At 64.2% G+C, this 25,230-nt stretch carries 25 protein-coding genes and 1 pseudogene; 5 read left to right on the forward strand and 21 right to left on the reverse strand.

Annotation, left to right across the window (positions count from 1 at the left end):
- Positions 1-30: 30 nt before the first annotated feature.
- The 6 genes from QX132_RS02265 to QX132_RS02290 all read right to left on the reverse strand — a co-directional run bounded on the left by QX132_RS02265 (position 31) and on the right by QX132_RS02290 (position 4,667).
- Entirely contained in the window at positions 31-765 is a 735-nt protein-coding gene (locus QX132_RS02265) for an HlyD family efflux transporter periplasmic adaptor subunit (protein ID WP_315777413.1), read from the reverse strand.
- Positions 766-1,112: 347 nt separating this feature from the next.
- A complete protein-coding gene (locus tag QX132_RS02270; RefSeq protein WP_315739274.1) occupies positions 1,113-1,814 on the reverse strand; it encodes a VIT family protein in 702 nt (233 codons plus the stop codon).
- A complete protein-coding gene (locus QX132_RS02275) occupies positions 1,811-2,215 on the reverse strand; it encodes an OsmC family protein (RefSeq protein WP_316160002.1) in 405 nt (134 codons plus the stop codon). The genes QX132_RS02270 and QX132_RS02275 overlap by 4 nt, the downstream gene beginning before the upstream one ends.
- Positions 2,216-2,355: 140 nt before the next feature.
- Positions 2,356-2,922, reverse strand: coding sequence for a cytochrome b (locus QX132_RS02280; RefSeq protein WP_315770973.1), 567 nt, complete (start codon positions 2,920-2,922; stop codon positions 2,356-2,358).
- Positions 2,923-3,003: 81 nt separating this feature from the next.
- On the reverse strand, positions 3,004-3,912 hold the full coding sequence (locus QX132_RS02285; protein WP_316159965.1) for a sigma-70 family RNA polymerase sigma factor: 909 nt from the start codon (positions 3,910-3,912) through the stop codon (positions 3,004-3,006).
- On the reverse strand, positions 3,909-4,667 hold the full coding sequence (locus QX132_RS02290; protein WP_315813171.1) for an SDR family oxidoreductase: 759 nt from the start codon (positions 4,665-4,667) through the stop codon (positions 3,909-3,911). Before QX132_RS02290 ends, QX132_RS02285 begins: the two co-directional genes overlap by 4 nt.
- A 143-nt stretch (positions 4,668-4,810) precedes the next feature.
- On the opposite strand from QX132_RS02290, the gene QX132_RS02295 reads away from it, so the two are divergent.
- Together QX132_RS02295 and QX132_RS02300 are read left to right on the forward strand one after the other, a co-directional pair.
- Complete coding sequence (locus tag QX132_RS02295; protein ID WP_316159966.1) at positions 4,811-6,016, forward strand: M20/M25/M40 family metallo-hydrolase; 1,206 nt, start codon at positions 4,811-4,813, stop codon at positions 6,014-6,016.
- A gap of 1,046 nt (positions 6,017-7,062) precedes the next feature.
- Positions 7,063-7,440, forward strand: a complete 378-nt coding sequence (locus QX132_RS02300; protein ID WP_315770966.1) for a hypothetical protein — start codon at positions 7,063-7,065, stop codon at positions 7,438-7,440.
- A 277-nt stretch (positions 7,441-7,717) separates the two neighbouring features.
- On the opposite strand, the gene QX132_RS02305 is transcribed toward QX132_RS02300, so the two are convergent.
- Positions 7,718-8,053, reverse strand: coding sequence for a hypothetical protein (locus QX132_RS02305; protein ID WP_316159967.1), 336 nt, complete (start codon positions 8,051-8,053; stop codon positions 7,718-7,720).
- A gap of 717 nt (positions 8,054-8,770) precedes the next feature.
- Between QX132_RS02305 and QX132_RS02310 the strand changes: the two genes are divergently transcribed.
- On the forward strand, positions 8,771-10,993 hold the full coding sequence (locus QX132_RS02310; RefSeq protein WP_316159968.1) for a right-handed parallel beta-helix repeat-containing protein: 2,223 nt from the start codon (positions 8,771-8,773) through the stop codon (positions 10,991-10,993).
- Positions 10,994-11,320: 327 nt separating this feature from the next.
- On the opposite strand, the gene QX132_RS02315 is transcribed toward QX132_RS02310, so the two are convergent.
- The 7 genes and pseudogenes from QX132_RS02315 to QX132_RS02345 all read right to left on the reverse strand — a co-directional run bounded on the left by QX132_RS02315 (position 11,321) and on the right by QX132_RS02345 (position 14,773).
- The gene (locus QX132_RS02315; RefSeq protein WP_316159969.1) at positions 11,321-11,572 is read right to left on the reverse strand and encodes a type II toxin-antitoxin system RelE/ParE family toxin; all 252 of its coding nucleotides are present in this window, start codon (positions 11,570-11,572) and stop codon (positions 11,321-11,323) included.
- A gap of 24 nt (positions 11,573-11,596) precedes the next feature.
- On the reverse strand, positions 11,597-11,722 hold the full coding sequence (locus QX132_RS02320; RefSeq protein WP_316159970.1) for a hypothetical protein: 126 nt from the start codon (positions 11,720-11,722) through the stop codon (positions 11,597-11,599).
- Positions 11,712-11,852 (reverse strand): ribbon-helix-helix domain-containing protein, encoded by a 141-nt coding sequence (locus QX132_RS02325; RefSeq protein ID WP_316159971.1) that lies wholly within the window; start codon positions 11,850-11,852, stop codon positions 11,712-11,714. Before QX132_RS02325 ends, QX132_RS02320 begins: the two co-directional genes overlap by 11 nt.
- A 230-nt stretch (positions 11,853-12,082) precedes the next feature.
- Positions 12,083-12,538 carry an RbsD/FucU family protein gene (locus QX132_RS02330; RefSeq protein WP_315770957.1) on the reverse strand — a complete coding sequence of 152 codons (456 nt, stop codon included), beginning with the start codon at positions 12,536-12,538 and terminating at the stop codon, positions 12,083-12,085.
- Positions 12,539-12,695: 157 nt separating this feature from the next.
- A pseudogene (locus QX132_RS02335) lies at positions 12,696-12,944 on the reverse strand (PIN domain-containing protein); the annotation flags it as partial.
- A gap of 177 nt (positions 12,945-13,121) precedes the next feature.
- Positions 13,122-13,478: a hypothetical protein gene (locus QX132_RS02340; protein ID WP_315739267.1), complete on the reverse strand. Its 357-nt coding sequence runs from the start codon at positions 13,476-13,478 to the stop codon at positions 13,122-13,124.
- A 644-nt stretch (positions 13,479-14,122) separates the two neighbouring features.
- Entirely contained in the window at positions 14,123-14,773 is a 651-nt protein-coding gene (locus QX132_RS02345; RefSeq protein WP_315712575.1) for a hypothetical protein, read from the reverse strand.
- A 170-nt stretch (positions 14,774-14,943) separates the two neighbouring features.
- Between QX132_RS02345 and QX132_RS02350 the strand changes: the two genes are divergently transcribed.
- The gene (locus tag QX132_RS02350; protein ID WP_316159972.1) at positions 14,944-15,681 is read left to right on the forward strand and encodes a hypothetical protein; all 738 of its coding nucleotides are present in this window, start codon (positions 14,944-14,946) and stop codon (positions 15,679-15,681) included.
- 24 nt (positions 15,682-15,705) lie between these two features.
- On the forward strand, positions 15,706-17,286 hold the full coding sequence (locus QX132_RS02355; RefSeq protein WP_315777403.1) for an endonuclease/exonuclease/phosphatase family protein: 1,581 nt from the start codon (positions 15,706-15,708) through the stop codon (positions 17,284-17,286).
- Between the two features lie 381 nt (positions 17,287-17,667).
- Here the strand turns inward: QX132_RS02355 and QX132_RS02360 are convergent, their stop codons facing one another.
- The 7 genes from QX132_RS02360 to QX132_RS02390 form a co-directional block, all read right to left on the reverse strand.
- Positions 17,668-18,609, reverse strand: a complete 942-nt coding sequence (locus tag QX132_RS02360) for an ABC transporter substrate-binding protein (RefSeq protein WP_315739266.1) — start codon at positions 18,607-18,609, stop codon at positions 17,668-17,670.
- The gene (locus QX132_RS02365; protein WP_315739265.1) at positions 18,606-19,709 is read right to left on the reverse strand and encodes an LLM class flavin-dependent oxidoreductase; all 1,104 of its coding nucleotides are present in this window, start codon (positions 19,707-19,709) and stop codon (positions 18,606-18,608) included. The genes QX132_RS02360 and QX132_RS02365 overlap by 4 nt, the downstream gene beginning before the upstream one ends.
- Positions 19,710-19,730: 21 nt before the next feature.
- Positions 19,731-20,915: an acyl-CoA dehydrogenase family protein gene (locus QX132_RS02370; RefSeq protein WP_315739264.1), complete on the reverse strand. Its 1,185-nt coding sequence runs from the start codon at positions 20,913-20,915 to the stop codon at positions 19,731-19,733.
- Positions 20,909-21,700, reverse strand: coding sequence for an ABC transporter ATP-binding protein (locus QX132_RS02375; RefSeq protein WP_316159973.1), 792 nt, complete (start codon positions 21,698-21,700; stop codon positions 20,909-20,911). Before QX132_RS02375 ends, QX132_RS02370 begins: the two co-directional genes overlap by 7 nt.
- Positions 21,694-22,707: an ABC transporter permease gene (locus tag QX132_RS02380; protein ID WP_315739262.1), complete on the reverse strand. Its 1,014-nt coding sequence runs from the start codon at positions 22,705-22,707 to the stop codon at positions 21,694-21,696. The genes QX132_RS02375 and QX132_RS02380 overlap by 7 nt, the downstream gene beginning before the upstream one ends.
- Positions 22,685-23,776 carry an ABC transporter substrate-binding protein gene (locus tag QX132_RS02385; RefSeq protein ID WP_315739261.1) on the reverse strand — a complete coding sequence of 364 codons (1,092 nt, stop codon included), beginning with the start codon at positions 23,774-23,776 and terminating at the stop codon, positions 22,685-22,687. Before QX132_RS02385 ends, QX132_RS02380 begins: the two co-directional genes overlap by 23 nt.
- 250 nt (positions 23,777-24,026) lie before the next feature.
- The gene (locus QX132_RS02390; protein ID WP_316159974.1) at positions 24,027-25,121 is read right to left on the reverse strand and encodes an LLM class flavin-dependent oxidoreductase; all 1,095 of its coding nucleotides are present in this window, start codon (positions 25,119-25,121) and stop codon (positions 24,027-24,029) included.
- Positions 25,122-25,230: the final 109 nt, after the last annotated feature.

Genomic DNA, 25,230 nt, shown 5'->3' on the forward strand with positions numbered 1-25,230 from the left:
GGCGCCGCGCGTCGCGTGGGGATGCCGTGGTCAGATGCGCCGCTGCACCGACGCGGGTTGGAGATCCTGCTCGCAGCGGCAGGTCCTCTGCGCCCTCTTCTGCAGGATCTGCGAGACCATCCGCTCCGTCCCGGTCAGGCCGGTCAGGATCGTCGCGCCGACAGCCATGCCGGATCGCAATCCGGCGGGCATGGCCGCCTTCAGCAGGCTGATCTTCAGCGCAATCCGGCTTTCGCCGTCTGGCGAGCCGGACGCCGCGCCGATCAATTCGGCATCCGCGACATGCCCATAGAGCCGGACGGAGGGCAGACCGGGCACGTCGATCGTGACCGCCTGTCCGATCGCGACATAGGTGATCTCGGAGACCGCGAGGGCAGCGATGACGTGGGACTCGCCCGGCGTGACCACCGCCATCAACGACCGATCTGCCGTCACGGCGTCCCCGACATGGAGACCGCTTGCGGCCACGACGCCGGCGACGGGAGCGATGACGTCGTTCAGCGCGACCGTCGCGGCGCGCTCGTCCCGGTGCTCGATCCGCGCCAGAACCTGTCCCGCAACAATCTCCTGATTGTCGGTCACGAGCAGGTCCCTGACCAGGCCGGACACCGCCGACCTGACTGGGACTTCGTTCATCCTGACATAGGCGTCATCGGTGTGGACGAGATATTGGCCGACGGTCACATACTCGACCATCCATGGCAGCGCGACGAGCATTCCGATCATCAGGCCGAGCCCGACGAGCGACCACAGCGCACGTCCCACGGACGCCCTGGATGTGGCGCGCGGGTCCGCCGGGGGACGCTCCTCATGCAGAATCGTCAGCTGGGATCCGCCCGGCGCTTGCTGTCCGTCCACCGCTCGCTCCTCACGACCACGGCATCGGGCGCATTGCCGCCTCGGCGGCGTCCTCGTGACGTGAGGGTCGCGCCCATCGAATGCTCGTGACGCCGATGTGGCGGCTCGCGGGCCGGTTGATAATGGCGCCTGGACCGAATTGGGTCTTCAATTTCTCGAAACAATGCCGGCGTCGACGACACCGCGACACCGCCGCAACCTCGACACGAGACGGCGGTAACGCCGTTGACCGTCACGCAAGCTTTGCCCGCGCTTCAAACGACGGCCCCAAACAACTTTCCGATGCCTGCGGTGAGACCCAGGGCGAAGGCCCCCCAGAACGTCACGCGAAAGGTGGCGCGCGGAATGTTGGCCCCGCCTGCCTTTGCGCCGATCGCTCCCAGCACCGCGAGAAAGGCGAGAGAAGCCGCGGAGACGATCGGGACCAGCAAGTTGGCGGGCGACACGACGACCATCAGCAAGGGCATGGCGGCTCCGACCGAAAACATCATGGCCGAGGTCACGGCGGCCTGGATGGGCCGCGCTGCGGTGATCTCCGAGATTCCCAATTCGTCGCGCGCATGAGCCGTCAACGCGTCTTTCGCCATCAACTGCTCGGCCACCTGCCGCGCAAGGGATTGATCCACACCTCGCTTGACGTAGATATCGGCAAGCTCGTCGCGTTCAAATGCGGGGTTGTCGCTCAGCTCCTTGCGCTCCCGTGCAAGGTCGGCCTGCTCCGTATCCGACTGCGAACTGACGGAGACATATTCACCGGCGGCCATCGACATCGCTCCCGCGACCAATCCCGCGACACCCGCGATCAGGACGTCGTTTCGTGTCGCTGCTGCCGCAGCAACACCGACGATCAGGCTTGCAGTCGAAATGATGCCGTCATTGGCTCCCAGAACGGCCGCCCTGAGCCATCCGATCCGCGCCACCAGGTGGCTTTCAGGGTGGACGTGAAGACGGCTCATGTCTTTCTCCTGATCACGCCTTGCAGCTTCGTCGCGGCGGCCACGGTGTTGGAAATCGTTCCATACTTCCTGACATTCTGATGAAGCAGCTCGAGCCGGCGGTCATCTTCATCGGTGTCGACGATCAGCTCGTAATCGATCGACGCCATCATCGGCGGGCTGTCCTGACGGACGCCGATCAGTCGCACCTCGACGCCACGAACATAGAACTTGAGCATCGGCGTCACGCGTTCGATTCCCTTGATCATGCAGGCGGCAACCGCGGCGAGAAGAAGCTCGGCCGGGTTGAATGCATCCCGCCGTCCCTTGACGTCGGTATCGAGCACCACGGTCGCATCCTTGCAGTCTGCGACGCTTTCATGCGCATCGATCCGTCGGGCGTTGACGCGATACTCCAGCATTGGCGAGTCTCCCGGCCGTGTTTCCTGGGGGATTGGCAATCCGAACCATGAGCGGAGTGATCGATCGGATCGCGACCGTTCGGTCACGGCGCCTGAAGCGACGGCGCAATCCGTCATTCCCGACAGGCCTGTCGCCTCCCCTAGTCGTCCGAATGAGGCAGCATGCGCAGGAGCGTCCGATCCCGGAAGATCCAGTGATGGATCAGCGCGGCGGCCGCATGCATCGCGGCCACGATGACGAGGGCGTGGGCGAGAATTTCGTGCACTTCCTTGACGTTGTGAGCAAAAGCGCGGTCCTTGGGCCAGGGCGACGCGATCTCGGCGATGCCAAACAGCGGCAAGGCATCACCGCGCGCGAACTGCAACACGATTCCAACGACAGGCACGGCAAGGAGCAGCGCATAGAGGGCGTAGTGCGCGAAACGCGCGGCCGGATCCTGCCACTTTCCCATCCATGTGGCGAATTCGGTCGTCTCGGGCGGCGGAGATGGATCGGCCAGCCGCCAAGCCAGGCGCGCGGCCAGAAGCGCGAGGATCGCGATCCCAGCCGTCACGTGGATGAACAGGCCGGATTCGCGCGGTGCGCCCTTGGGCAGCACGTCACCGAAGACACCAAGCGCCCAGGCGACGGCCACGAGCACGACCGTCAGCCAATGCAACGTCTGCGGAATTGCGCCGTAGCTTCGCGTCGAGTTGAAGAGCTGCATCTCGGACCTCTCTCGTCAGAATATGGTCCTGACGCGACCGTCCCTCGTTGACGTGGATCAAGCCCTTGCCGGCCTGGGTGCTCAGACTAGTGGGACGAGTGCCAGCTCTGCATCGGCGATGACATAGCGGACGTAGCGGTAGTCGCGGATGAAGCTGATCTTGCCGTCGCGCCAGCTCAGCCACATGAAGTAGCTGGGCTGCGGATCGCCATGGCGTTCGAACACGGCGATCACTTCCCGGCCCTCGAGCCAGGCGGGCGCCAGCCAGACGCCGTCCATCCCGGCGTAGATGCTGAAGAACATCCCGACATCGGCCGGGCCGACACGGATGGGATGAGTGGACTGGTGCAGTTTGACGTCGTGCGCCAGCAGCGCGCGCAGGCCGTCCCAATCACGCCGGTTGAACAGGCTCGCATAGCGCGCCACCGCATCGGACGCCGGTCTCGCCGCCGGCCGGGCCTCGGCCACGGCGTTGATCCCCGAGAGCCGCGCGCGGGCGCGGGCGAGATGCGCCTTCACCGAGTCCAACGTCAGGCCGAGCAACGCCGCGATGTCGGCGAGCGGCTCGTCGAGCACGTCCTTGAGGATGAGCACGCTCCGCTGAGGGATCGGAAGCTCCGTGAAGCGCGACACCGCCGTCCTGATCGCCTCGTCGCGCATCATCACCTCCACGGCATCCGGTGCGGCGTCATCGGCGACGTCGTCAGCGGCCTCGATCGGTTCGACCGCCCGGATCGCACGGCTGCGCAGCAGGTCCAGCGCCCGGTTATGCGCGACCCGGAACAGCCAGGCGCGCAGCATCGCGAGGTCCCGCATCTCGCCCACGGCGACGAGCGCCTTCGTCAGGGTGTCCTGCACGACGTCCTCGCCGTCGATCACCGACCCCATCAGCCGCGCGCAATAGCGATGCAGCTCGGGCCGCAACTGCTCTGCCAGGGCCATGAGCTCGGCCCTGCGCGCGTCTTGCTGATCCTGTGGTCCGTCACTCAAGCTGCCGCTCCTTCCATCACCGTCACACCGTCGTCGCCATTCAGACCGAACACGACACCATCGGCGAATCGCGGGTCCTCCAGCACGGAGACGACGCGATCGCCGAACGCGCGCGGCGGCATCGGCGCGCCGAAACGGGCGACGAACGCTTCCGGCGTGATGCCCATGGACCCGGCATAAGCGCCCGCGGCCGTATCCCCCACTCCCGTGCCGAGGATCATCATGCGCGGCACGATCGCCTGGAAGCGGATGCCGAGTCTGTCGTCCTGCGACACGCCGTTGGCATATTTCGCCATGAACCAGAGCATGCGCTTGGCGCCGCCGTAGCCGCCTGACATCTGTGAACCACCCACCGCCGCGCCGCTCGATCCGACCAGCACGCGGCTTCCTGGCTTGAGCGGGAGCTTGAGCGCCGCCTGGATCCAGTACAAGCCCGCCTTGACGTCCGTTTCCCAGGCAGCCGAGAAATCCCTCCAGGTCAGCCGATCCAGCCGGCCCATGAGCGGCGTTGTGCCGGCGTTCAAGATCAGGATGTCGGGGCTGATATCGCCGACGATGCGATGCGCAGCGGCCTCGTCGGTGACGTCGGCCGCGATCGTGGCCACACCCAGGCGCGCAGCAATCGCGTTCAGCGCCTCGGTTCCGCGCGCGACGACGGTCACCTTGGCGCCGCGATCGACGAGGGCCTCCACGACTCCCAGGCCAAGGCCGCGGCTTCCGCCGGTCACGACGATCGTCTTGTCTTTCAGGCTCATCTTGATGCTCCAATGTCCAGATGACATGAAGACGATCGAGGCATCGGAAAAGAGTCAGGCGGCGAAACCAATGCGAGCCCCCTTGCGCAACCGGCCGCCCGGCTGGATGCTCCGGGCACATCGTTCATCATGGGAATCGCTTCATGTCCGTCGACACCGCCGCCGCCACCGATCGTCTGATGCGTTTTCTGGCCGTCCAGGGCGTGACCGGACAGGAGAAGGCGATCGGACGCGAGATCATGGCGGCGCTGAAGCAGGCCGGCGTGCCGGCCAAGGCGATGCGGCTCGACGATGCCAATACGCGCATTCCGCTGCCGACCGAGACCGGCAACCTGATTGTCGAGCTGCCCGGCCGCGGCAGCCAGCACAATCAGCCGCGGATCATGTTCATGACCCATATGGACACGGTGCCGCTGTGCGCCGGCGCGCAGCCGAAGATCGCTGGTCGCAAGATCGTCAATCAGGCCAAGACCGCGCTCGGCGGCGACAATCGCTGCGGCTGCGGCATCCTCGTCACGCTCGCCGCCGAGCTTGTCAGGCAAAAGCTCGATCATCCGCCGATCACCCTGCTGTTCTGCGTGCGCGAGGAGAGCGGGCTCCATGGCGCGCGCCACGTCAACACGGATGACCTCGGCGCGCCCGAGATGGCCTTCAATTTCGACGGCAGCTCGGCCTCCAGCGTCACCATCGGTGCCGTCGGCGCCGACCGCTGGGAGGTCGAGATCTTCGGCCGCGCCTCGCATGCCGGCGTCGCGCCGGAGCGCGGCATCAGCGCCACCATGATCCTGGCGCTCGCGCTCGCCGAGGTCAAAGCCGGCGGCTGGTTCGGCAAGGTGGTGAAGGGCAAGGGCAAGGACGCCAAGCAAGGCACCAGCAATGTCGGCCCGGTCACCGGCGGCGAAGGCCGCCCGGCCGGCGACGCCACCAACGTCGTCACCGACTACGTCCATGTCCGCGGCGAATGCCGCAGCCACGATGCCAAGTTCGTCCGCGAGATCAGCAACGCCTACAAGGCGGCATTCGAGACCGCCGCCAAGCGCGTCACCAACAGCGACGGCAAGTCCGGCCGCGTCAAGTTCAAGGCCGTGACGGAGTTTCCGCCGTTCCGGATGAAGGAGACCCTTCCCGTCGTCAAGCGCGCCACGGCCGCCGTCTCCGACATCGGCGCCACACCGACCTTGCGCGCCGGCAATGGCGGCCTCGACGCCAACTGGATGGTCCGCTACGGCATCCCCACCGTGACCTTCGGCACCGGCCAGAACGAGCCGCACACGATCGACGAATGGATCAACCTGGACGAATACGACCGGGCGTGTGCGCTGGCGGTTCGGCTGGCCACGATGGGGTGAGACGACGCCGTCCGAACACCCAAGCGGAATGGCTGCAACCTCCCTGCTCCCGCGCGGCGTCGTGATGACGGGCTTGCCGGCAAACGCGCATGTTCCGAACAGGTCGAACAGCGAGGCCATGACGTCGCGCTCCCGCGGCGGATGGCACCCGGGCTTTGCGTCCTTTGGTCCTCTTCTCCTCGAAGAAGAGGCGCAGGGAAGACCGGGTATCGGCTGATACCCGCGGTCCGCGTGCAGCAGAAAGCACGCGGCAGAACCACAGGTTCAGCCCAATATCCGGCCTTCCCTGCGCGACGGTTTGAACGGGTTATAGGCGCTCTCCCCGGGGATCGGCTGTCTTGCCCCCGTCGCCGGCGGATCATCATCACCGCCGACTTGGCATCAGCACCGCGATGCCAGGACCACACCATTTCGCCGTCGCATCGCTCCGTTCGTCGGCCCGGCTGTGACACCCGGCTGCAGAGCAACGCGCCCATCGCATCTTCCGGCTCGACGCTCGTGACGATCGCGAAACGTCCCTCTTCAGCGAGCCGGGATGCGCGGAAATGTGGAGGTGATTTGCCCGACGTGGCAAGTGATGAGTCCGCGACAAACTGGCTCGACGGGCAGTTGGCGCATGCGCGCCATGCAGAGATTGCCCGTCGTGCAACTCGGGATGGCGTGAGTTCATCGGGTCATAGCGGCCAGCATCATCGACGCCCTTCAAACGTCTTCAGTTGTTGGAATGCACCGTCACGGTGATGAGTTGGCTCCGGGCTGCCGGGTCGGCAAAGCATGAGCCATTCCCCTCCTCCGCGTGCCCAGCGGCACCGGTCCGATCGCATGGAAGTTCGGGCCGGGCCGGAACTCCGAAGCGCAGCAGCGGTTCTAGTGTGGTGGACCTGACATTCGCTTTGGACAGTCGCCAGCTCCTCGAGCGAGGTCGGATCAAGAACCGCAATCGATCATCCGTTTGCCGGCCGGCTCTGACATTCGTCAACCGTTCTTGGCAGAGCCGGACACCGGAGACATCCGCCGATCACGGCGCACTTCACTGGAGGCCTGATATGTCGACCAAAACAGCTCTGCTCGGCCGCACGGCCGCAATTGCTTCATTGACTGCACTCGCGATCGGCGCCCTGGCCCCGACCAGTGCCGACGCGCGAAATGGGCGCTGGCACGGCGGCGGCGGCGCTGCGGTCGGCGCGGCGCTTGCGGCGGGTGCCATCGGCACCGGTCTTGCGATCGCCGCGAGCCGCGACGCCTATGATTACTATGATGGTCCGGTCTACGGCGGCCCGGCGTATTACGAGGCGCCCGCCTACTACGGAGTGAACCCCCACGCCTATGGCTATTACCGCAAAGGCGAATACCCCTATCAGATCTATGGTGGTGACAGCCCGAACGCGGTTTGCGCGCAAGGAACGACCTGGAATTGCCGCTGAGCCGCTTCTGATTGAAACCGCGGCGTGGCACCGGGCGAGGTCTCGCGGCGCTCGCCCGGCGCTGGACTCCCTTCTCTGCCTCCGTGACCAGTCCCGTAGCCCGCCATGAGCGCAGCGACATGCGGGACAGGTCCCTCCCCGGCGTCGCTTCCCCGAAGCCCGTTGAGCCTCGTCACGTTGAGCCGGCGAAGTCAGTTTCGCGCGCTGTCACCCCCCGCAAACGGATCGATCGAAGGGCGACACCCAGCGGCGCGAGCGACCGAAGCTGCCATCCGCTTCAGCGCGCGTCACCCACCAGGCGAAGATCGATCCTGCCGATCAGGTCGGCGCGAAACGTCTCGGCGGCGGCCATTGCCGCCATGGTCTGTCGCAGTGTGCTGACGTTCGATCCGAGCGACACGATGCCGCCCAGCACCGCGGCAATCGCCCCGAGGGCGACGACCGCATTGGATCCCAGCAGGCCCAGCACCGCGCCGAGCAGCAATCCTGCGCCGACATAGATCACGACCCTCGAGGCTAGGATGATCTTTCGACACCACTCGGCCATCTCGGCAAGCTCCTCGATCTGCGCCTCGATCCGGGAGATTTGATCGCTCGGGTCGTCCTCGTTCATCAGACCAGCTGTTCTCCATGGTGTTTGCTTTGAGCACTATTCCCTCTCCGCCAGCCAACGTACGGCCAATGACTGGACAATCCAAGAGATGGTTTGCAGCCGTGAGGCATCGACCTTGGTCAGCGAGATAGTCAAGTGCACTGTCAGCGCAATCCCGCAATCGCTGGCGCGAACGCACCGAGAGCGAGCTGGTCATCCTTCATCGAACAGACGACGAATATCGGCCATCGAACGAAACAACTTCATCGGATGGCCCAGCACGATTTAGTGCACTGTCACCCGCAATCTCGCCGCGCCGCATTTCTGCTACGATCTACCCTGAGTCGAGCGGAGGACAGGCACATCATGGCTTTGACCATCATTTGCGTAAGCGGACCTGCTAACAGTCCGGCGATGTTCTCGGCATTTTTGAGATGCCCTACCGCGGATATTTGGCGACAGCGTACCGCTTCATATTCACCACAACGAGAACCGTTCGCTGCTGATGGCAACGCAGGCTGGCGAGCCAACCCATAGAGGTCAGAAAGAGCCAAATCGCAGCGAAGGCCCCGAGCTCGCGCCGGATTGACTCAGATCAACACAAACGATTGACGTCGAGAGCATGCTACATTGTGACCCAGCATAGAACTGCGCTCTGCTCGATAGAGACCCCTGCTCGCTGGAACGCCTACGGATTCAGCCGACGCGCCGCGGATCAATTCCCGATTAGGAATGAAGATGAAGCACCTTTTCACGGCACTTTTTGCGGCTGCAATCGTCACCTTAGCTTCGGGCGTCTCGCAAGCCGATTCCGGAAAAACTTGGTACGTGAATCAGGCAAGTAAGAGTGCGGGGGACGGGCACGCCTGGAATGCCCCGTTCCATTCCCTGCAGGATGCACTATCAGCGGCCTCTAAGAACGACGAAATCTGGGTGGCGCGTGGCACGTATTATCCCGATGCGACCGATCAGACCAAGTCATTTGTCCTCAAGGAGGACATCGCCGTCTATGGGGGCTTCTCAGGCAACGAAACGGCGCGGCAGCAAAGGGATTTTCGAAGGAATGTAACCATACTCAGCGGCAATATCGGCAAGGGCGACAAGACGAAAAACACAAAGACCATTATTATGGGCGCTAACCGAGCCATTCTGGATGGCTTCACGGTCTCGGATTCTTACGGGACGGACAAGCCCCGCATGCATCTCGTGCCGGCCGACATTCTCAAGAACGACATGGTCGTTGGCGGCGGCATGAGAAACTTCATGACCAGCCCCATTGTGCGCAACGTCGTCTTCAAGAACAACTACTCGCCCAAGGGCGGCGCCGTTTACAATGTGCACAAGGCGGGCGCGGACCAGGCCGCCTTCATCAATGTCGATTTCATCGACAATGTAGCCGAGCTGCGCGGCGGCGGCGTAAGCAACGATCTCGGCGCTATGCCGCGCTTCATCAACTGCCGCTTCATCGGCAACCGCAGCAACGACAAAGGCGGTGGCCTTTACAACGACTTTGCCGCGTCGCCGCTTGTCTTCAACACGCTGTTCACAGGCAACTCGGCCGTGAGCGCCGGCGGCGTCGGCAACGACGGCGGCTCGGCACCACTGCTCGTCAACGTGACAATCGTGGGCAACAAGGCCAGCAGCGCGTTGGGCCCGGACCTTTATCAGGGGACAGGTGCGAACAGCAATCCGATCCTCATCCGCAGCGTTGTCGGTAAGGTCTATAATTGGCATGAGGACATTGTGTCGGAGGTCGGCTCGCTCGCTCCTGCGGGAAGCACGCTGCCGCTGACCGACTTCATCCCCATCAGCAACCTCAAGGGGGAGTTGGAACCCGTTGCCCTTAAATCCGCGCCCGCTTATGCGCGCGGTTACCAGCCCGGCTTGGACGGCGCGCTCCTGCTGAAGAACGGTTTGGTCGAGAAACTCGTCCAGATTTACGTGAAGAACAGCGGCGCGGTCGAATATCAGGGCGAGTACATCCGGCCAGCGGTCAGCGCCAAGGCCGTATCCGCGCCGGTCATCTATGTCGTTCCGGACAACCCGGCCAAGGCACAGGACGGACTTTCCTGGGCAACCGGGTTCTCCGACTTACAGGCGGCCATCGACCTCGCCTCGGCCTCGAAGGCGGCGGTTTGGATCAAGGCCGGCACGTACAGGCCTGCCAAGAAGGACGGCCGTATCGCGGCCTTCATTCTCTACGACGGCGTGAAGCTGTACGGCGGGTTTGCCGGCACTGAAACTGCCTTAGAGCAGCGTCGCGCCGCCGGCGCGCGGACAATTCTGAGCGCGAGGGCCGCCAAAGGCGGCTATCGATATGCGCACGTCCTCTATGGCGCCGATGACGCGCTGCTCGACGGATTGACGCTGCGTGACGGTCGCGCGGTCGGCCGGACTTACAACGGCAAGGGCGGCGGGTTGCTTGCCTATCATGCCGGCAAGAAATTTCTGCCGCGCGAGGCCGCGATCGGATTCAAGATGACGCTGCACAATTGCCGCTTCGAGCACAACGAGGCACTCGAAGGCGGAGCGATTTATGCCTACGGCAAGGCCAATCTCACGATCTCCGATACCGTCTTTGAAGGCAATCGGGCCGTCTATGGCGGCGCCAACGTCAACCGCGAGGGCGTCGTCGTCACATGTCAGAAGTGCTCGTTCACCGGCAATCGGGCATCGCAGGATGGCGGCGCAACCTACGAGGATTACGGCTCGCATGTGAGCTATGAGCAAGCCCGGTTTACGGCCAATAGCGCGCGCCATCAGGGCGGCGCCATCTATGAGATCAGCCGGGCCTCGCAATTGGAAGCGACAGTCGTCGGCGTCAGCAAGTCGGCATTCGTCAAGAACAAGGCGCGCGACGGCGCCAGCATCTATAATCTCGATGGTAGTACGCTGACGATCACGAACTCGACCTATCCGGCCAAGACGGTCTACAGCCGGACGCCATCCGAGAGCAAATAGAGGCGGCAACGCCGCGCCACTGAAGCCACTCACCCTGAGATGAAGCAAGACGACGACGGCGACTGCGATGGCGCGCAGACCGTCAATATCTGCTCGATACTCGCCAGTGCCCTTCTACGGCCATATCAACATCGATCGAAAAGCCGACACCACATCGCTGGCTGAGCCTTCAGGCGGCGGCTATGTTTGGCCCATCGCCCAGACGTCATGGGGCCGGCCGCGGCCGGATGATGGGTGATGCAGGACTCGAACCCGCAAAGCCATGAGGGCGGATTTGCCGTCGGTCGGACGTCGTCGCCGTCGATGACGCGGATGATTTCAACGGAGTCAACCGGACCTTCGTCCGTGTCGGGGACGGTTCGGTAAAGCAGCAGGTAAGGCGCCTCGACCAGCATACGCATGGACGGGCGGATCGGAACGGCGGGCGCCCATCCGCGGTTGCGATCTCAGCAGTTCGAATTTCGCTTCGATTCGGTCGAGATGACGCTCAGCGGCGGCTGGCTGATCGACCCAGATCAGCAGGTAGATGTCGAGCAGATCGGACCAGGCCTGGTTGGACCAGACCAGCTCAATCGGCATTGTGGGAGGCTTGCTTCGCTCCCTTCAGCCGTCGCGGGCGTCCGTGCGCAGCTGCTTCATATCGACCTTGGCAGCAGATCCGCTGGCGATGCCTTCGTCCCAGGCCTGCCGCAGGCGCCTGACGTCCTCCCGGCACAGCTCACGCTTCAAGCTGCCAGTCGCGCACCGCCTCGCGGACGATCTCGCTGGTGGTGGCATATTCGCCCGACTCGACCGCTGTCTTGAGGGCTGAGACCTGCTCGCTCGTCAGCGCAACGCTGAGTTTTTCGACAGATGCCATCGGATGCTCCAAGACCGGGGAGCATAAATTGCCACCATTTGCTACCGCAAGCCAACAGCTCCCGCCTCCGTGACCGGTCCGTAGCCCGCCACGAGCGTAGCGACATGCGGGGCCGGCCTCTCCCCGGGGCCGCTCCCGCCGACGACCGTTGGGCATCGGCGGGCGCTCGCCCTGGCTACGCGACGAGAACACGACGCGCATCACCCATGTGAGCGCGGCCAGGAGTATGCTCACTGCGCGTCCGGCGCGATCACGCCCTTGCTGAACAGGAAGCAACCGTAGAACCGGCGCTCGCCGGTCGCGATCACGCAATAGGCGGTCTTGGCTTTTTCATAGAACGCGTGCCGCTCGACGCCGACCAGCGGCCAGGACCTGCCTTCGGCGCGGTCGATCACAGCCTGAACCTCCTGCTGCACCGGCGGCACCACCTCGGGCTCGCCGACGACCTCCATCCTGACCGCGGCATCGTCGACGAAGGTGTCAAGCGGCAGCACCGACAGCACCGCCTGGACGGCCCGTGCCGCGCTGACATTGTCGATGCGCAGGAGCTCGCCGAACACCGTCTGCCGCGCGATCGCATCGGCCGGAAAATTGCTGTCGCAGATCACGAGACGGTCGCCATGCCCCATCGCCCTGACAGCATAGAGCACGTCGGCATTGAGCAGCGGATCGATCCCCTTGAGCATGGTTTACTCCCTGCATCTTCTTTTTCATTGCTATCGTAGGATAGGTCGGGCGCCGGCGAAACCATCCTCTCACGTCAATTGAGCTGATTGGCTGAGCTGATTGGCATCGCGCGAGGCCGAATCCACGCTACTTGCCGATCAGAACCCGGACCGCCGTTCACGGCAAGTCCGCAAATGGATCCAGCACGGAGACATCCAGCGGCTCGAAATGTCTGAGGTTGCGCGACAGGATCGTCAATTGATGCCGGCGCGCGGTCGCTGCGATGATGATGTCGGCGAAGCCCGGCGCCTGTCCAGGCCCCCTCGCCCGATCCGACAATCGGCCCGCGATCCGCGCTGCCCGCATGTCGAACGACAGAATGCGCTCACCGTACAGATGCATGACCGTCTCGAGCCACTCGGCGAGATCAGCACTCTTGCGCGTTGCTTATATATAGCAGCCCGGGCTGCGCACGGCAAGGCGATACAGCCTACCTGAACCCGCTTTGCTCGACAGGTCGCGTTGATCCGGTGCAGTCAGTTCGCGCACCGTCACCGCCCCCCGCAAACGGATCGCTCGGAGTGCAACACCCGGCGGCGCGAGTCACCGAGGCTGCAATCCGCTTCGGCGCGCGTCACCAACCAGACGAAGATCGATCCTGCCGATCAGGTCGGCGCGAAACGTCTCGGCGGCGGCCATTGCCGCCATGGTCTGTCGCAATGTGCTGACGTTCGATCCGAGCGACACGATGCCGCCCAGCACCGCAGCAATCGCCCCGAGGGCGACGACCGCATTGGATCCCAGCAGGCCCAGCACCGCGCCGAGCAGCAATCCTGCACCGACATAGATCACGACCCTCGAGGCCAGAATGATCTTGCGACACCGCTCGGCCATCTCGGCAAGCTCTTCGATCCGCGCCTCGATCCGGGAGATTTGATCGCTCGGGTCGTCTTCATCCATCAGACCAACTGTTCTCCATGGTGTTTGCTTTGGGTATTATTCCGTCACCGCCAGCCAACGTACGGCCAATGACTGGACAATCCAAGAGATGGTTTGCAGCCGTGAGGCATCGACCTTGGTCAGCGGGACAGATCAAATAGCTCGCTCGAGCGCATCGCTGATGAAGCCGCGATTTCCCCTCGACGGAAGGCCCGATTGCCATGAATAGAAGATCACCCGTCTCATCTCTTGACCTTATCCGTGCTGCTTCCAACAATGCAGGAGCTCGGATACGAACGGCCGAATGCAAGATCAATAGACTACCGTCAGACCCGGCGGAATTTTGCTCGGGACCTCCGATCCTTTGAGCTGCGACCTCCGCTTGAGGCACATCAATTGCTCATGACGACAAGCTATCAGGCGCGTTTTCCATAGCGATCAATTCGTAGGATGGGTTGAGCAGCAGCGAAGCCCATCTTGGCCAACCATCCGATTGATGGGTCTCGCCTTCGGCTCAACCCATCCTACTTGCCGAGGCGAGCTCTGCACCGGGAGCGGCCGTTCAATGAAGCTTGCTATCATCCGAGACAGTACGGTGTTGGATCACACGAACGAATCGCATGTGGCTTTGTCACAGCGCGACCAAGGCGAGGAGGCTCTTGAGGCTAGGCCGGCACGGGAACCCCGGCTTTCTTCTCCAGCGCGGCCACCCGGTCGCGAAGACTGCGGATCTCCGCGACCAGGTCAAGGACGTCCGGCGCGGGTTGATGCCCCATCATCCCAACATGGCTCGTTGTCACACGAATGGTCGACGAGCTGATCTCCATGCTGGTGCGCGAGCTCGCAACTGATAAACCCGGTTGCAATGCGGGCGGTGCGGGGACTGCGATCGTAACGCCACCCGCGACAATTCCGTCTGGAGCGGTAACGGTTTTCTCGAACCGCGCGGCGCCTTTAACGGTCACGTCTTCGAGTTTCGCTGCACCGTGAATCGAAACGCCCCCGGCGTAATGCTTGCCATCGTTGAGAACAAGTTCGTCAGCCTGGGAGTGAGAGAGCGCCGCGCGCGCCGCCGGAGGCACTTTCGGGCTCTGGAGCTGCACGGTCTCGACGTTGCATGCCATTATCGCTCGCCCCAACCAAGCCGGGGCTAGCAAGAGACGTCCCGCGTGGGCCTCCGCGCCGTCAAACTCGATTCTGAGCATGCCGGGATAGCCCTGCGCGTCGACGGGAACCCTGACGTTGCCGCTCTGCAGCACAGTCGTTGATCCTTCTAGGATGACCGACGTGTCGGTGAGTTTGATGTCGCTCGTCATGTTCGTTGCCTCACGCTGAAGATGTATTTTCAAATATATTCAACTCGTCCGCCGCGGCTTGATTCACGTCAACGATCGATCGGCTGGCGCCTGCGATCGTTAGCTGCGAGACAGGATGTTTGGCGCGCGCTAGGCCGCGCTCAGAACATGCGAACTGGCGGGGTCTTGAAATGCCCAATGATCTGCACACCGTCCTGAGCAGCATTCACGGACTGAAGGTAGACGCAGTCACGAAGTCGGTTCCGGCCTGCGCGGACCACGCCTTCGCCTGGGCAGGCAAGCTGCTCGCCGCCCCCCATCCTCGAGCCCGCGCCGATTTCAGCTCGGCTCATCAGCAGGCCTGGCTCGAGGCAATGGGCAATCTAAGTGCATGGAAGACACGCCAGATCGATGTGAACCTGCCGGCATCGGAGAAGCTGCTGATTGTCGGATGGTACTTCCCGGAGCTTGCGAGCCTGCTCGGCACTGCGAAAAAAAAGCATGTGGTCGTTCTGGTATCGAATGATGCTCCCTGGCTCTCCGAGCTAAAGGACGCAGGCACCACACTGAACTTTCGGGCCGAAGGCGGTGCGTCGGCGCTCGCCGCGTACATGCGCGAAGGCCGCAACGTGTTCGCGATGATGGACAACATTCATCCGGGCACCGAGTTCGTCCGCAGCCCATTCTTCGGGCGCCCCGCCAAGACCCCGGCCGCCATTCTGAGGCTTGCGATCGGCAGCGGCTACACGCTGGCGCTGATAGCGCCTAGGGACAACCGTGTGGAAGTGGTGGCGACACTGCCCACCGCCGGCAAGCAGCCGGAGGATCTCGCTGCCTGGGTGAACCAGAAGATCGAACAGGAAGTCAGACGGGCGCCGGAACGCTGGCTGTCCTGGCCAACGCTCGCCTACCGGTTCCAGGCAAGCTGATTCACCAGTCAGGAGGATGCGCGCATGCCCACCACGTCGTTCAATCAACTCGCGCAGCAGGCCGACGCACTCTACCCGCCGCAATCGATGCACAGCCTCTTGTCCAGGCTGCGCTACCCGGGAGCGGCACCGGGAACGACCCTGCCGACGGCTTCGTTTGCCGACGCAGCTTGGCGCCTGTCGGGCCCCTCCACAACACGAATTTCATTCTTGCACTACAACATCTGGTGCCTGCGCGCGAAGGTCGGAGTCAAGGAGATCGTCGCCGCTGCAGGAGGGGTGGGCCACTTCGTGGCTTGTCTTGGGGTATCGTCGGCTGACTTCATCGGCAAGACGCTGGAGATGATTGGGGCCGATGTCGGAGATGTCTGCGATCGCATCTTCCCGCCGATCGTGGAAATCTGCGGCGTGCCCGCCAACCCGCTGAACGGCACTTGCAAGCTGGTGGGCGACAGCCTCTCGCTCGGCGGATACATCATCGAACATCTCAGTTCCGACCTCGACTGGCTGATAAGCTTCTTCTCGATCCCGGAGGAGGTCGTATTTGAGGCGCTGATGCAGCTGGTCGCGCCGGTGCTTGGCGTGTTCGAAGTAACTGCCAAGGAAGAGCCGGTTATCCCGGAGCGCGCCGACGAAATCGGCCGAAGGGTGTTCGCTTACGACGTCGTATCGCTGATCGAGGCTTGGGACCAGGATACGAGGGATACGATCCTGGCACATGGCAACGCGCAGCATTTAGACGGACCGGCCGGCTCCCTTGCCTACAAGCAGCTGCAGAGTGGGATCCTCGTACTCAGCCCGACCCGGACAATCGAAAATGGGGGCGGGCATGTCTATGCGGCGGACGGCGTGTCGCGAGTCATGCCCGGCGGATGCGAGATGGGTTACATGTTCGATTCCGACAAATGGGCGAACAAAGGGGTGCAACTCACGCGTATCCCGGTTGGCTTCGGTGCGATCGAGCTATATTCGACGCATCTTTATGCCGGCGATGGCGGCCTTCTGCCGCCTGGCCCAACTGACGCGGAGAAGATCGACGTCAGACGCAGGCAGATTGACGAGTTGATTGCATTTATCAAGGCGACGCACCTTCCACCCAACGTGGCCATTGTCGCCGGAGATCTCAACATCGGCGCGGACACCGACGAGTACCACAACCTAGTCGCGGCGATGGAGCAGGCCGGCTTTTATGACCTACGGACCGTACCGTTTGATACGATGAAGAGCGATGGCTTGACCGACCGTCACGGCGACGGCGACGAGCCGATCTACAACGACTTCAATACCAACTGTAAGGTCTATCGCGCCAGCGACGCATATCGGCAAGCCTATGATCCGGCCATTGCCACGCCGACGATGTCGGACAATGTCGATTACTACTGCGACGAAATGCAGCCGGACGACGCGAATCCGACCGGATCCAGGATCGACTACCTGTTCATCGAACGTGCGACTGCGGTTCACGGCTTCAATCTCGACGTCTCGCGTGTGCGCCGGCGCGCTTTCAAGTCACGCATCCGCTGGATCGTCACCCCCGGCCCGCAAGACTACCTCTCGGACCACATCGGACTGGAAGCGACTCTGTTCGCCAGCCCAAGGCATTAGCGCACTGGGCGTTCAAGAAGCGCAGCAACAGGCTCCAAGTCACTGAATAGGTCGCTTGCCGTCGACAATGCCGACCTAGCCGTCTGCGCAGCGCTTGACGGCGGGGAGCCAAGTTAAGGCGTCTTGGCACTCTACCTATCGAGGATCGGAGCGGGCTCCTTTTCTCCCGGGTTCGCGGAGGCGCCGCGATCGTGCCGCGTGACGTGGCGTAGCTGGTGTGGCACCAAGTTCACCGGCGCGGGCCGGGACGGTTACGGGAAGGTCAGCCTGATAGCGTGGAGGCTGACGGTGGGATCACCGCTGAAGGGTGCTATGGTTTTCAGCGGCCGACGCCGCCGAGAGTCACGTGTGTTCGGTGAGATCACGTGACGCGCTGACAGCTCAAAGCCCCGCCCCCTTCGCGATCGCCGCAGTGAACGAACGGTCGAGGATGCCGGCCGCGTCGAGCCGCTCCTTGATCAGGCCGGTGCGCCTGTAGAGGTCGATCGTCTTCTGCTCGTCGGCGACGACGGCATCGTCGACCGGCACGATGCGCACCTTCGCACGCTTGAGCCAGTTCAGTGGTACGGAGGACGGAATGTTCATCAGCCGGCCCCAGGTCTCGGCATAGCTCTCGACATTGCCGAGCGACCACGCACGCGCCGCCGCAAGCCGTTGGACGAAGTCCTCGAGCGCCGCGCGCTTGTCCCTGATGGCGGTGGGGGTCGCGACCTGGAAGCTCAGGCCGGGCGTCAGTCCTTCGCCGGTGATGATGCGGCGCGACTTGAACAGCACCTCCTCCTGGCTCACATACGGCTCCCAGGTCGACCACGCATCGACCGAGCCCTGCGTATAGGCGACCTTGGCATCGGAGGGCGGCAGGAACACGAGCTGGATGTCGCTGGTGGTCCAGCCGCGTGACTCCAGTGCCGCCAGCACCAGTTGATGTCCGATCGAGCCGCGGCCGGTTGCGATCTTCTTGCCCTTGAGGTCGTCGAAGCTCTTGATGGCCGAGCTTTCGGGCACAAGCATCGCAAGACCCTCCTGGGTCTGGCGAATGGCGGCGATCGCCTTGACCGGCACGCCCGAGGCGGCAGCGAAGGTAAAGGGCGCGTCGCCGACGAGCCCGGTCTCGATCGCGCCCGCGCTCAGCGCTTCCAGCAAGGGCGCAGCGGCGACGAACTCCTTCCACTCGATGCTGTAGGGCACGTCCTTGAGCACGCCCGCTGCCTCCATGACGGCGCGCGCATTACCCTTCTGGTCGCCGACGCGCAGGGTCGCCTGCGCGAAGGCGGAAGCCGTGAACGCGAGCAGAACACCCGCGGCAAGCAGAACGCGCTTCATTCCGCGGCCACTCCCTTCGCGCCCTGCCGCCGCGCGATCAGCTCGCGCGTCGCGGGGATCAGCTCGCGGCCGTACTCGATGGCATCGATCAGCGGATCGAAGCCACGGATCAGGAAATGGCTGATGCCGAGATCGTAGTAATCGCCGAATACGTCGGCGACCTGCTCCGGCGTGCCGACCAGCGCGGTGGTGTTGCTGTTGGCGCCGGTAAGCTTGGCAATCTCGGTCCACAGCCGCTTGTCGACCCGCTTGCCCTGCTCGGCGATCGCCAGCAGCCGCTTGGCGCCATCCGTGGCATGTCCGTCGGCCGGCTTGCGGTAGCCGGTCTGATCCTGCAGCGCGGTGGCGCGCTCCAAAATCTCCTGCGCCTTGGCCCAGGCCTTCTCCTCGGTCTCGGCGAGGATCGGCCGCACCGACAGCGAGAAGCGCGGCGCCGGCCGGCCGTGCCTGGCGGCGGCCGCGCTGACGCGGGCGACCTGCTCACGCACCTGCGCATAGGACTCGCCCCACAGCGCATAGGTGTCGGCGTGACGGCCCGCAACATCGATCGCGGCATCGGAGGCGCCGCCGAAATAGATCCGGATGCCCTCTTTCCGATACGGCTTCACCTGCGCGAATGCATTCTCGACCTGATAGTGCTTGCCGGCATAGCTGAACGGCTTCTCGCTGGTCCACTCGGCGCGGACGATGTCGAGGAACTCAGCTGTCCGCGCATAGCGCGCCTCCTTGTCGTCGAGCGTGTTGCCGTCCTGTCGCAACTCGGTTGAATTGCCGCCGGTGATCACATGCAGCGCAACGCGGCCCCTGGAGAACTGGTCGAGCACCGCGAACTGCCGCGCCAGCAGGGTCGGTGACGTGAACCCCGGTCGCTGCGCGATCAGCACGTTGAGCCTCGAGGTGACGCCGAGCACATGCTGGGCGACCTGCAGGCTGTCCGGCGAGGTCGAGTGGAACGCGAGCAGCGCGCGGTCGAAGCCGGCATTCTCATGCGCCTTCGCCACCGTCTCGATGTGGACGGGGTCGAGCACCGGTCCCTTGCGGACGATGGTCTCGGACGAGTTGTTGTTGGAAATGAAGCCGATGAATTCGATCTCGGACATGTGTCCTCTCTCCTCAGGTTCTCAGAGTCCAAGCGCCAGACGGCCGGCGGCGATCCGCGTGGCATCGTCCTGCGGGGTATGCACGCGGCCGCACAGCACGTCGCGATAGTGCCGCTCGAGCGGGTTGGCGCGGCTGAGGCCGTGATTGCTCGACAGCGACAGCGCGTCCTCGACGGCCGCCACCGCATTGTTGGTGACGGTCAGCTTGATGACGTTGCCTTCGACCGGGCTGACGACCCTGCCCTCGTCGAAATCGCGCGCCACGCTATCGATCAGCCGCGCATTGACCTGTAGCCGCGCCTCGATCGCGCCGAGCACCTCCTGCGCCCGGGGCAAGGTCGCGAGCGGTGCACCGAGGCTCGACGGCGTCCGCGTCCTCAGGAAGTCGACGATCCAGTTGCGTGCGGCGCGCGCGACGCCGTCATAGATCGCGCCGACGAAAGCGGCATGAACCAGCGCCTGCGTCGGGTTCTGCACCCGCCAGCCCTCCGGCTTGCGCAGCTCGATCTCATGGTCCAGCGGGATCACGACGTCATCGAACACGACGTCATGGCTGCCGCTCGCGCGCAGGCCGAGATGATCCCAGGTCTCCAAAATGCTGATGCCGGGCAGTCCGGCCTGGACCAGGAAGAGTCCAAGCCGGGGCTCGGCCTCGTCGGTCTTGGCCCACACCGAGTACCAGCTCAGGATCGGCGCACCCGTCGAGTAGATCTTGCGGCCGCTCAGCCGCCAGCCGGTGTCGGTGCGCCGCGCAATCGTTTCCGGCAGGCCGCCGCGCGACGGCGAGCCCAGCGCGGGTTCGACGCGGAACGTGTTGATCAGCGCGCCCCGCTCGACCGAATCCCGCGCGAGCTTGCGCGCAAGCCGCGGCGGATACTCCTGGTGCCGCGCCATCACGAAATGCTGGATATAGTGCATCGCCAGCACCAGTGCCGTCGACGGATCGGCTTCGGCAATGATCCCGAGCACGCGCGCGGTGAGACGTGCGCCGGCGCCCTGCCCGCCAAGCGCGGTCGGCACGGTCAGCGACAGCAGGCCCGCGTCGAACAGGTCTTGAAAATTCTGGAACGGGAAGCTGCGGTCACGGTCATGCGCCGGCGCACGCTCGGCGAAGACAGGCACGAGCCGCAGGGCTCGTGCGATCAGCTCCTCGTCGTCCACTGCACCGGCCGGGCGCGGCGCGATGCTTTCGATGGCGGCTACCATGTTGCCTCCAAGCCGAGGAGCCCAAGGATCTGCCGGCGCGGATCGGCAAGACGCGGATCACCGCGATGCCGCGGATAGGGTCTGTCCACGACGATGTCGGCCTTGATGCGCGCGGGGCGGTCGCTGAGCACGATGACGCGATTGGCGAGCACCAGCGCCTCCTCGACGTCGTGGGTGACCAGCAGCGTCGTGAAACCCTTGCGCTGCCACAGCGCCACGAGCTCCGCCTGCATCGCGATGCGGGTTAGCGAATCGAGCTTGCCGAGCGGCTCGTCCAGCACCAGCACCTTGGGATCGTTGACCAGCGCCCGCGCCAGCGCGACGCGCTGCGCCATGCCGCCGGAGAGCTGATGCGGAAAGGCGTTGCGGAAGTCGGACAGCCCGACCAGGTCGAGCGCCGCATCGACACGATGGCGCTGCTTCTTGAGGATGCCCTGCGCCTCCAGTCCCAGCGCAACGTTGTCCCGCACCGTGCGCCATGGAAACAGCGTCGGGTCCTGGAACACGACGACGCGCGAGGGATGCGGTCCCCTGATGCTGATCTCGTCCTCGCGCAGCACGCCGCTGCGCGGCTTGTCGAGGCCGGCGATGAGACGCAACAAGGTCGACTTGCCGCAGCCCGAGGGCCCGAGCAACGCGACGAACTCGCCGGGCTCGACGATCAGGCTGACATCGTCGAGCACCTTCAGCTCGGCGCCGTCGATGTCGAAGGCATGGTCGACATGGGCGATGTCGATCGCGGCACCCGGGAACGCCGCCCGTCGAGCTTCCGAAACGGCTACCATTTCACGACGCCCTTCTGCCAGACCAGCACGCGGTCACGGGTCTTGAACAGCAACGTGATCGCGCCAGAGCAGAGCAGCGACATCACCAGCAGCGCTGCATACATGTTGGCGTACGCCGCCCAGCCCTGCGCCCATTGCAGGTACCAGCCGAGACCGGCCTTGACGCCGATCATCTCCGCGACGACCAGCACCGCAAAGGAGGCCCCGAGGCCCATGAACAGGCCGACGAACACATGCGGCAGCGCCGCAGGGATTGCGACCTTCAGCACCAGGAACGACGGCTTGGCGCCGAGCGTCCGCGCGACGTCGTAGTACGCGGTTGGCACGCTGGCGACGCCGGACCATGTCAGCACTGTTACGGGGAAGCCGGTGGCGAGTGCGATCAGGAACGTCGACGCGCTCCAGCTGGTCGGGAAGCTGAAGAAGGCGATCGGCAGCCATGCCGTGGCCGGCAGCGGTCCGATGAAGCGCAGCACCGGATGCACCCAGTAGCCGATCCGCGTCGACCAGCCGATCGAGACACCCGTGACGAAGCCGATGGTGGCACCGATGAGGTAGCCGCCGAGCTGCAGCTTGATCGACGCGAAGACGCTGTCGAGCAGCTTCGGCAGATCGTCGGTGTAGACCTCGATGATGGCCTGCGGCGGCGGAAAGAACGGCAGCGGCAGCCAGGCGTATTTCGCGGTGCCAAGCTCCCACAGCGTCAGGAACACGCCGAGCGCGATGAACCAGGGACTTCGCTTGCGCACGCCGACACCCGCACGTCCGAGCAGGTGCGCGGCAAGACTGGCCAACAATAGGATTGCCGCGATGACAAATCCGGCGCCCGCGAGATCGGTCGTGCGCGACCAGTCACCGATGTCCTCGCGGACGAGGCAGGATGCGCCGAAGGCGGCCCAAGCGAGCGCCGCGGCAATGCCGGGCGCCACCTCGCGGAGCTTGTCGGAAAGCAAGCTGCTCCGCGCGAGCTCGCCGGCGGCGACGTCAGACAGAGAAAATGTCGACATAGATGCGCTCGGCGAATTTGCTGGTGTCGGTGCTGGGCTTGAAGACGGAGACGACCTTCAGGTCGTCGGCATAGGCCTTCAGCTCCTGCTTCAGCGGAGCACCATGCGGATGATGATGATGGGTGTGATAGCGCACCATGCCTTCGAGATCGGCGAGCGTCGCCTGCTTCGGCGCGTAAGGCTGGAACGACTTCGCCGCCTCGACCGGGTTCTGCGCCGTGAACATCGCGGCATCGAGCAGCGCTTGCGTGATAGCGCGGCCAACCTGCGGCTCCTCGCGCACGAGGCTGCCACGCAGGCCGAGGATGCAGCAGACGCGGTTCTGATACTCGCCGTCGAGATTGGAGGCGACCTCCTTGTAGGCCGGGTCCTTCAGCCAGAGATAAGCGAGCGGATCGGACGCCAGGAACGCCTGCGTCTCGCCCTTGTCGGCGGCGACGTTGACGACGGCGCCTGGATAGACGCGCCAATCGACATCCTTCACCGGATCGATGCCGAGCCGCGCGAGCTGGATCGAGAAGAAGTTCTTGTCGGGACCACCGAGATCGCCGACGGCGACCGCCTTGCCCTTGAGGTCCGCCAGCTTGGTGATGCCGGAATCGCTGCGCGCCAGCACCCGCATGCAGCCGCCATGGGTGCCGGCGGCGATCTTCACGTCGAACCCCTGCTCCAGCGGTTTCAGCCAACGCAGCGCCATGCCGAGGCCCGCATCGCTCTTGCCGGTCGCGATGGCTTCCAGCAGCTGATCGGTCGAGCCCGAGTAGTTGATCAGCTCGACATCGAGATTGTACTTCTTGAAGAGGCCCTGGTCGATCGCCACCGGAACCGGCGTCAGGCACACTGCGCCGGCATTCCACGACAGTTTCAGTTTGCGCGGCGCGCCGGTGAGAGCTGGCACTTCAGCCGCCGTCCGGCAGATCGGAAACTGCTGAAAGTCGATCTCCGGCGCTGCTCGCAAGGACAGAGCCTGCGCGGCAAGGCCGCCGAACGGCGCCACCAACGCGGCTCCGGCGCCTGCCTGCAGCAGCCGACGCCGGCTCAAAGCGCTTGTCGTCTCCGTGTTATCCATCACCCTCTCCTGCCGACAACGCTCCGCCTATGCGCAGGCGCATGGCGCCCGCACTCCATCCGCGGAATGCCTCGATGTCTCGTTGACCGTGCGCTGTCGTCAGCGCCCCAATGATGAATGGATGATGCGTTCGCCCGTCCACATCGTCAATGAAATGGATTTTCGAATGTGGCGCGACGGTGAGCGAATATCTCCCCGCGCAACGAACTTCACAAAGCAATCAGTTCTTCCGCGCGCTTCGCAGGCGAGATCACCCCACACGTCGGCCGGAATCGGCCGTCGCGAGACCAAGATCGCGCTGTCGCTGCCGCACGCGCGGAATGATCTCGTCCGCGAAGTGCTTCATCTCGGACTCGAACGGCTGGAACTGCAGCATGAACAGCTCGATGCCGGCGGCGTGGAAGTCGATGACGCGGTCGGCGACCTCCTCATAGCTGCCGACCAGCCCGGCGGCCGTACCGCCATTGCTGCCGACGCGCGCGCTCTTTTGCATGGTCTGCATCATCACCACCTTGGGGTCGGTGTTCTGCTTCTGGATCGCCTTCATCGGCGCGTCCTTCTCGGCGAGAAGCAGCAGCCGCTGATGCGCAGCTTCCGCCTCCGCCGCGGTCGGACGTGCGATCACAAAGGCCGATAGGCCAAAGCGAAGCGGCGGCGCCGCACCTCTCGGCCGCGCCGCAACGTCGCGGATCAGGCCGGAGACGTCGGCGAGCGGCTGGCCGTTGATGAACCAGACGTCACCGTGATCGGCGACCAACGACCGCGCCGGCTCGGATTCGCCGCCGACATAGATCCGCGGCCGGACCTGGTAGAGATCCTTCGGCCGCAGCGCGTAGTCCTGCACGTCGAAATAGCGGCCCTTGTGCGTGAGGCGCTCGCCCTGCAGCAGCCGCGACACCACCGAGATCCATTCTCGTCCATAGGCGTAGCGCTCGTCATGCTCGGCGAAGCCGATGCCGGCGCGCTCCAATTCGGGCTTGTTCCAGGCATTCACGAGATTGATGGCGAAACGCCCGCGGCTGATGTTCTCGATGCCGAGCGCCATCTTGGCGAGCACCACGGGATGATACAGATACGGCTTGATCGCGGTGATGATCTCGATCCGGCTGGTGAGCGCTGCGAGCGCCGCTGCTGCGCTCCAGGCCTCGAGCTGATCGAGATCCTCCTGGTGCGGATTGATCGTGTGCTGGGCCACCAGCGTCGAATCATACCCCAGCGCCTCGGCCTTCAGCACGAGATCGCGATTGCGCTCCCAGGAGGCATCATAAGGCTCTTCCGGATCCTGATGCGCCGCGCGCGGGCCATGCACCAAGGCCCAGATGCCGAAACGAAGCGGATGTGTCATGTCGAGCCTTCCGATATCAGCGTCGCGCATCGTCGTCCCAACGCAGCGCGCTCCCCAGAGCACGTACTAACAAATCTCGAAAAGAAATTCTTGCCGCTTTTGGCCCGCG

The organism is Bradyrhizobium sp. SZCCHNRI20481 (assembly GCF_032485055.1).
Lineage (GTDB): Bacteria > Pseudomonadota > Alphaproteobacteria > Rhizobiales > Xanthobacteraceae > Bradyrhizobium.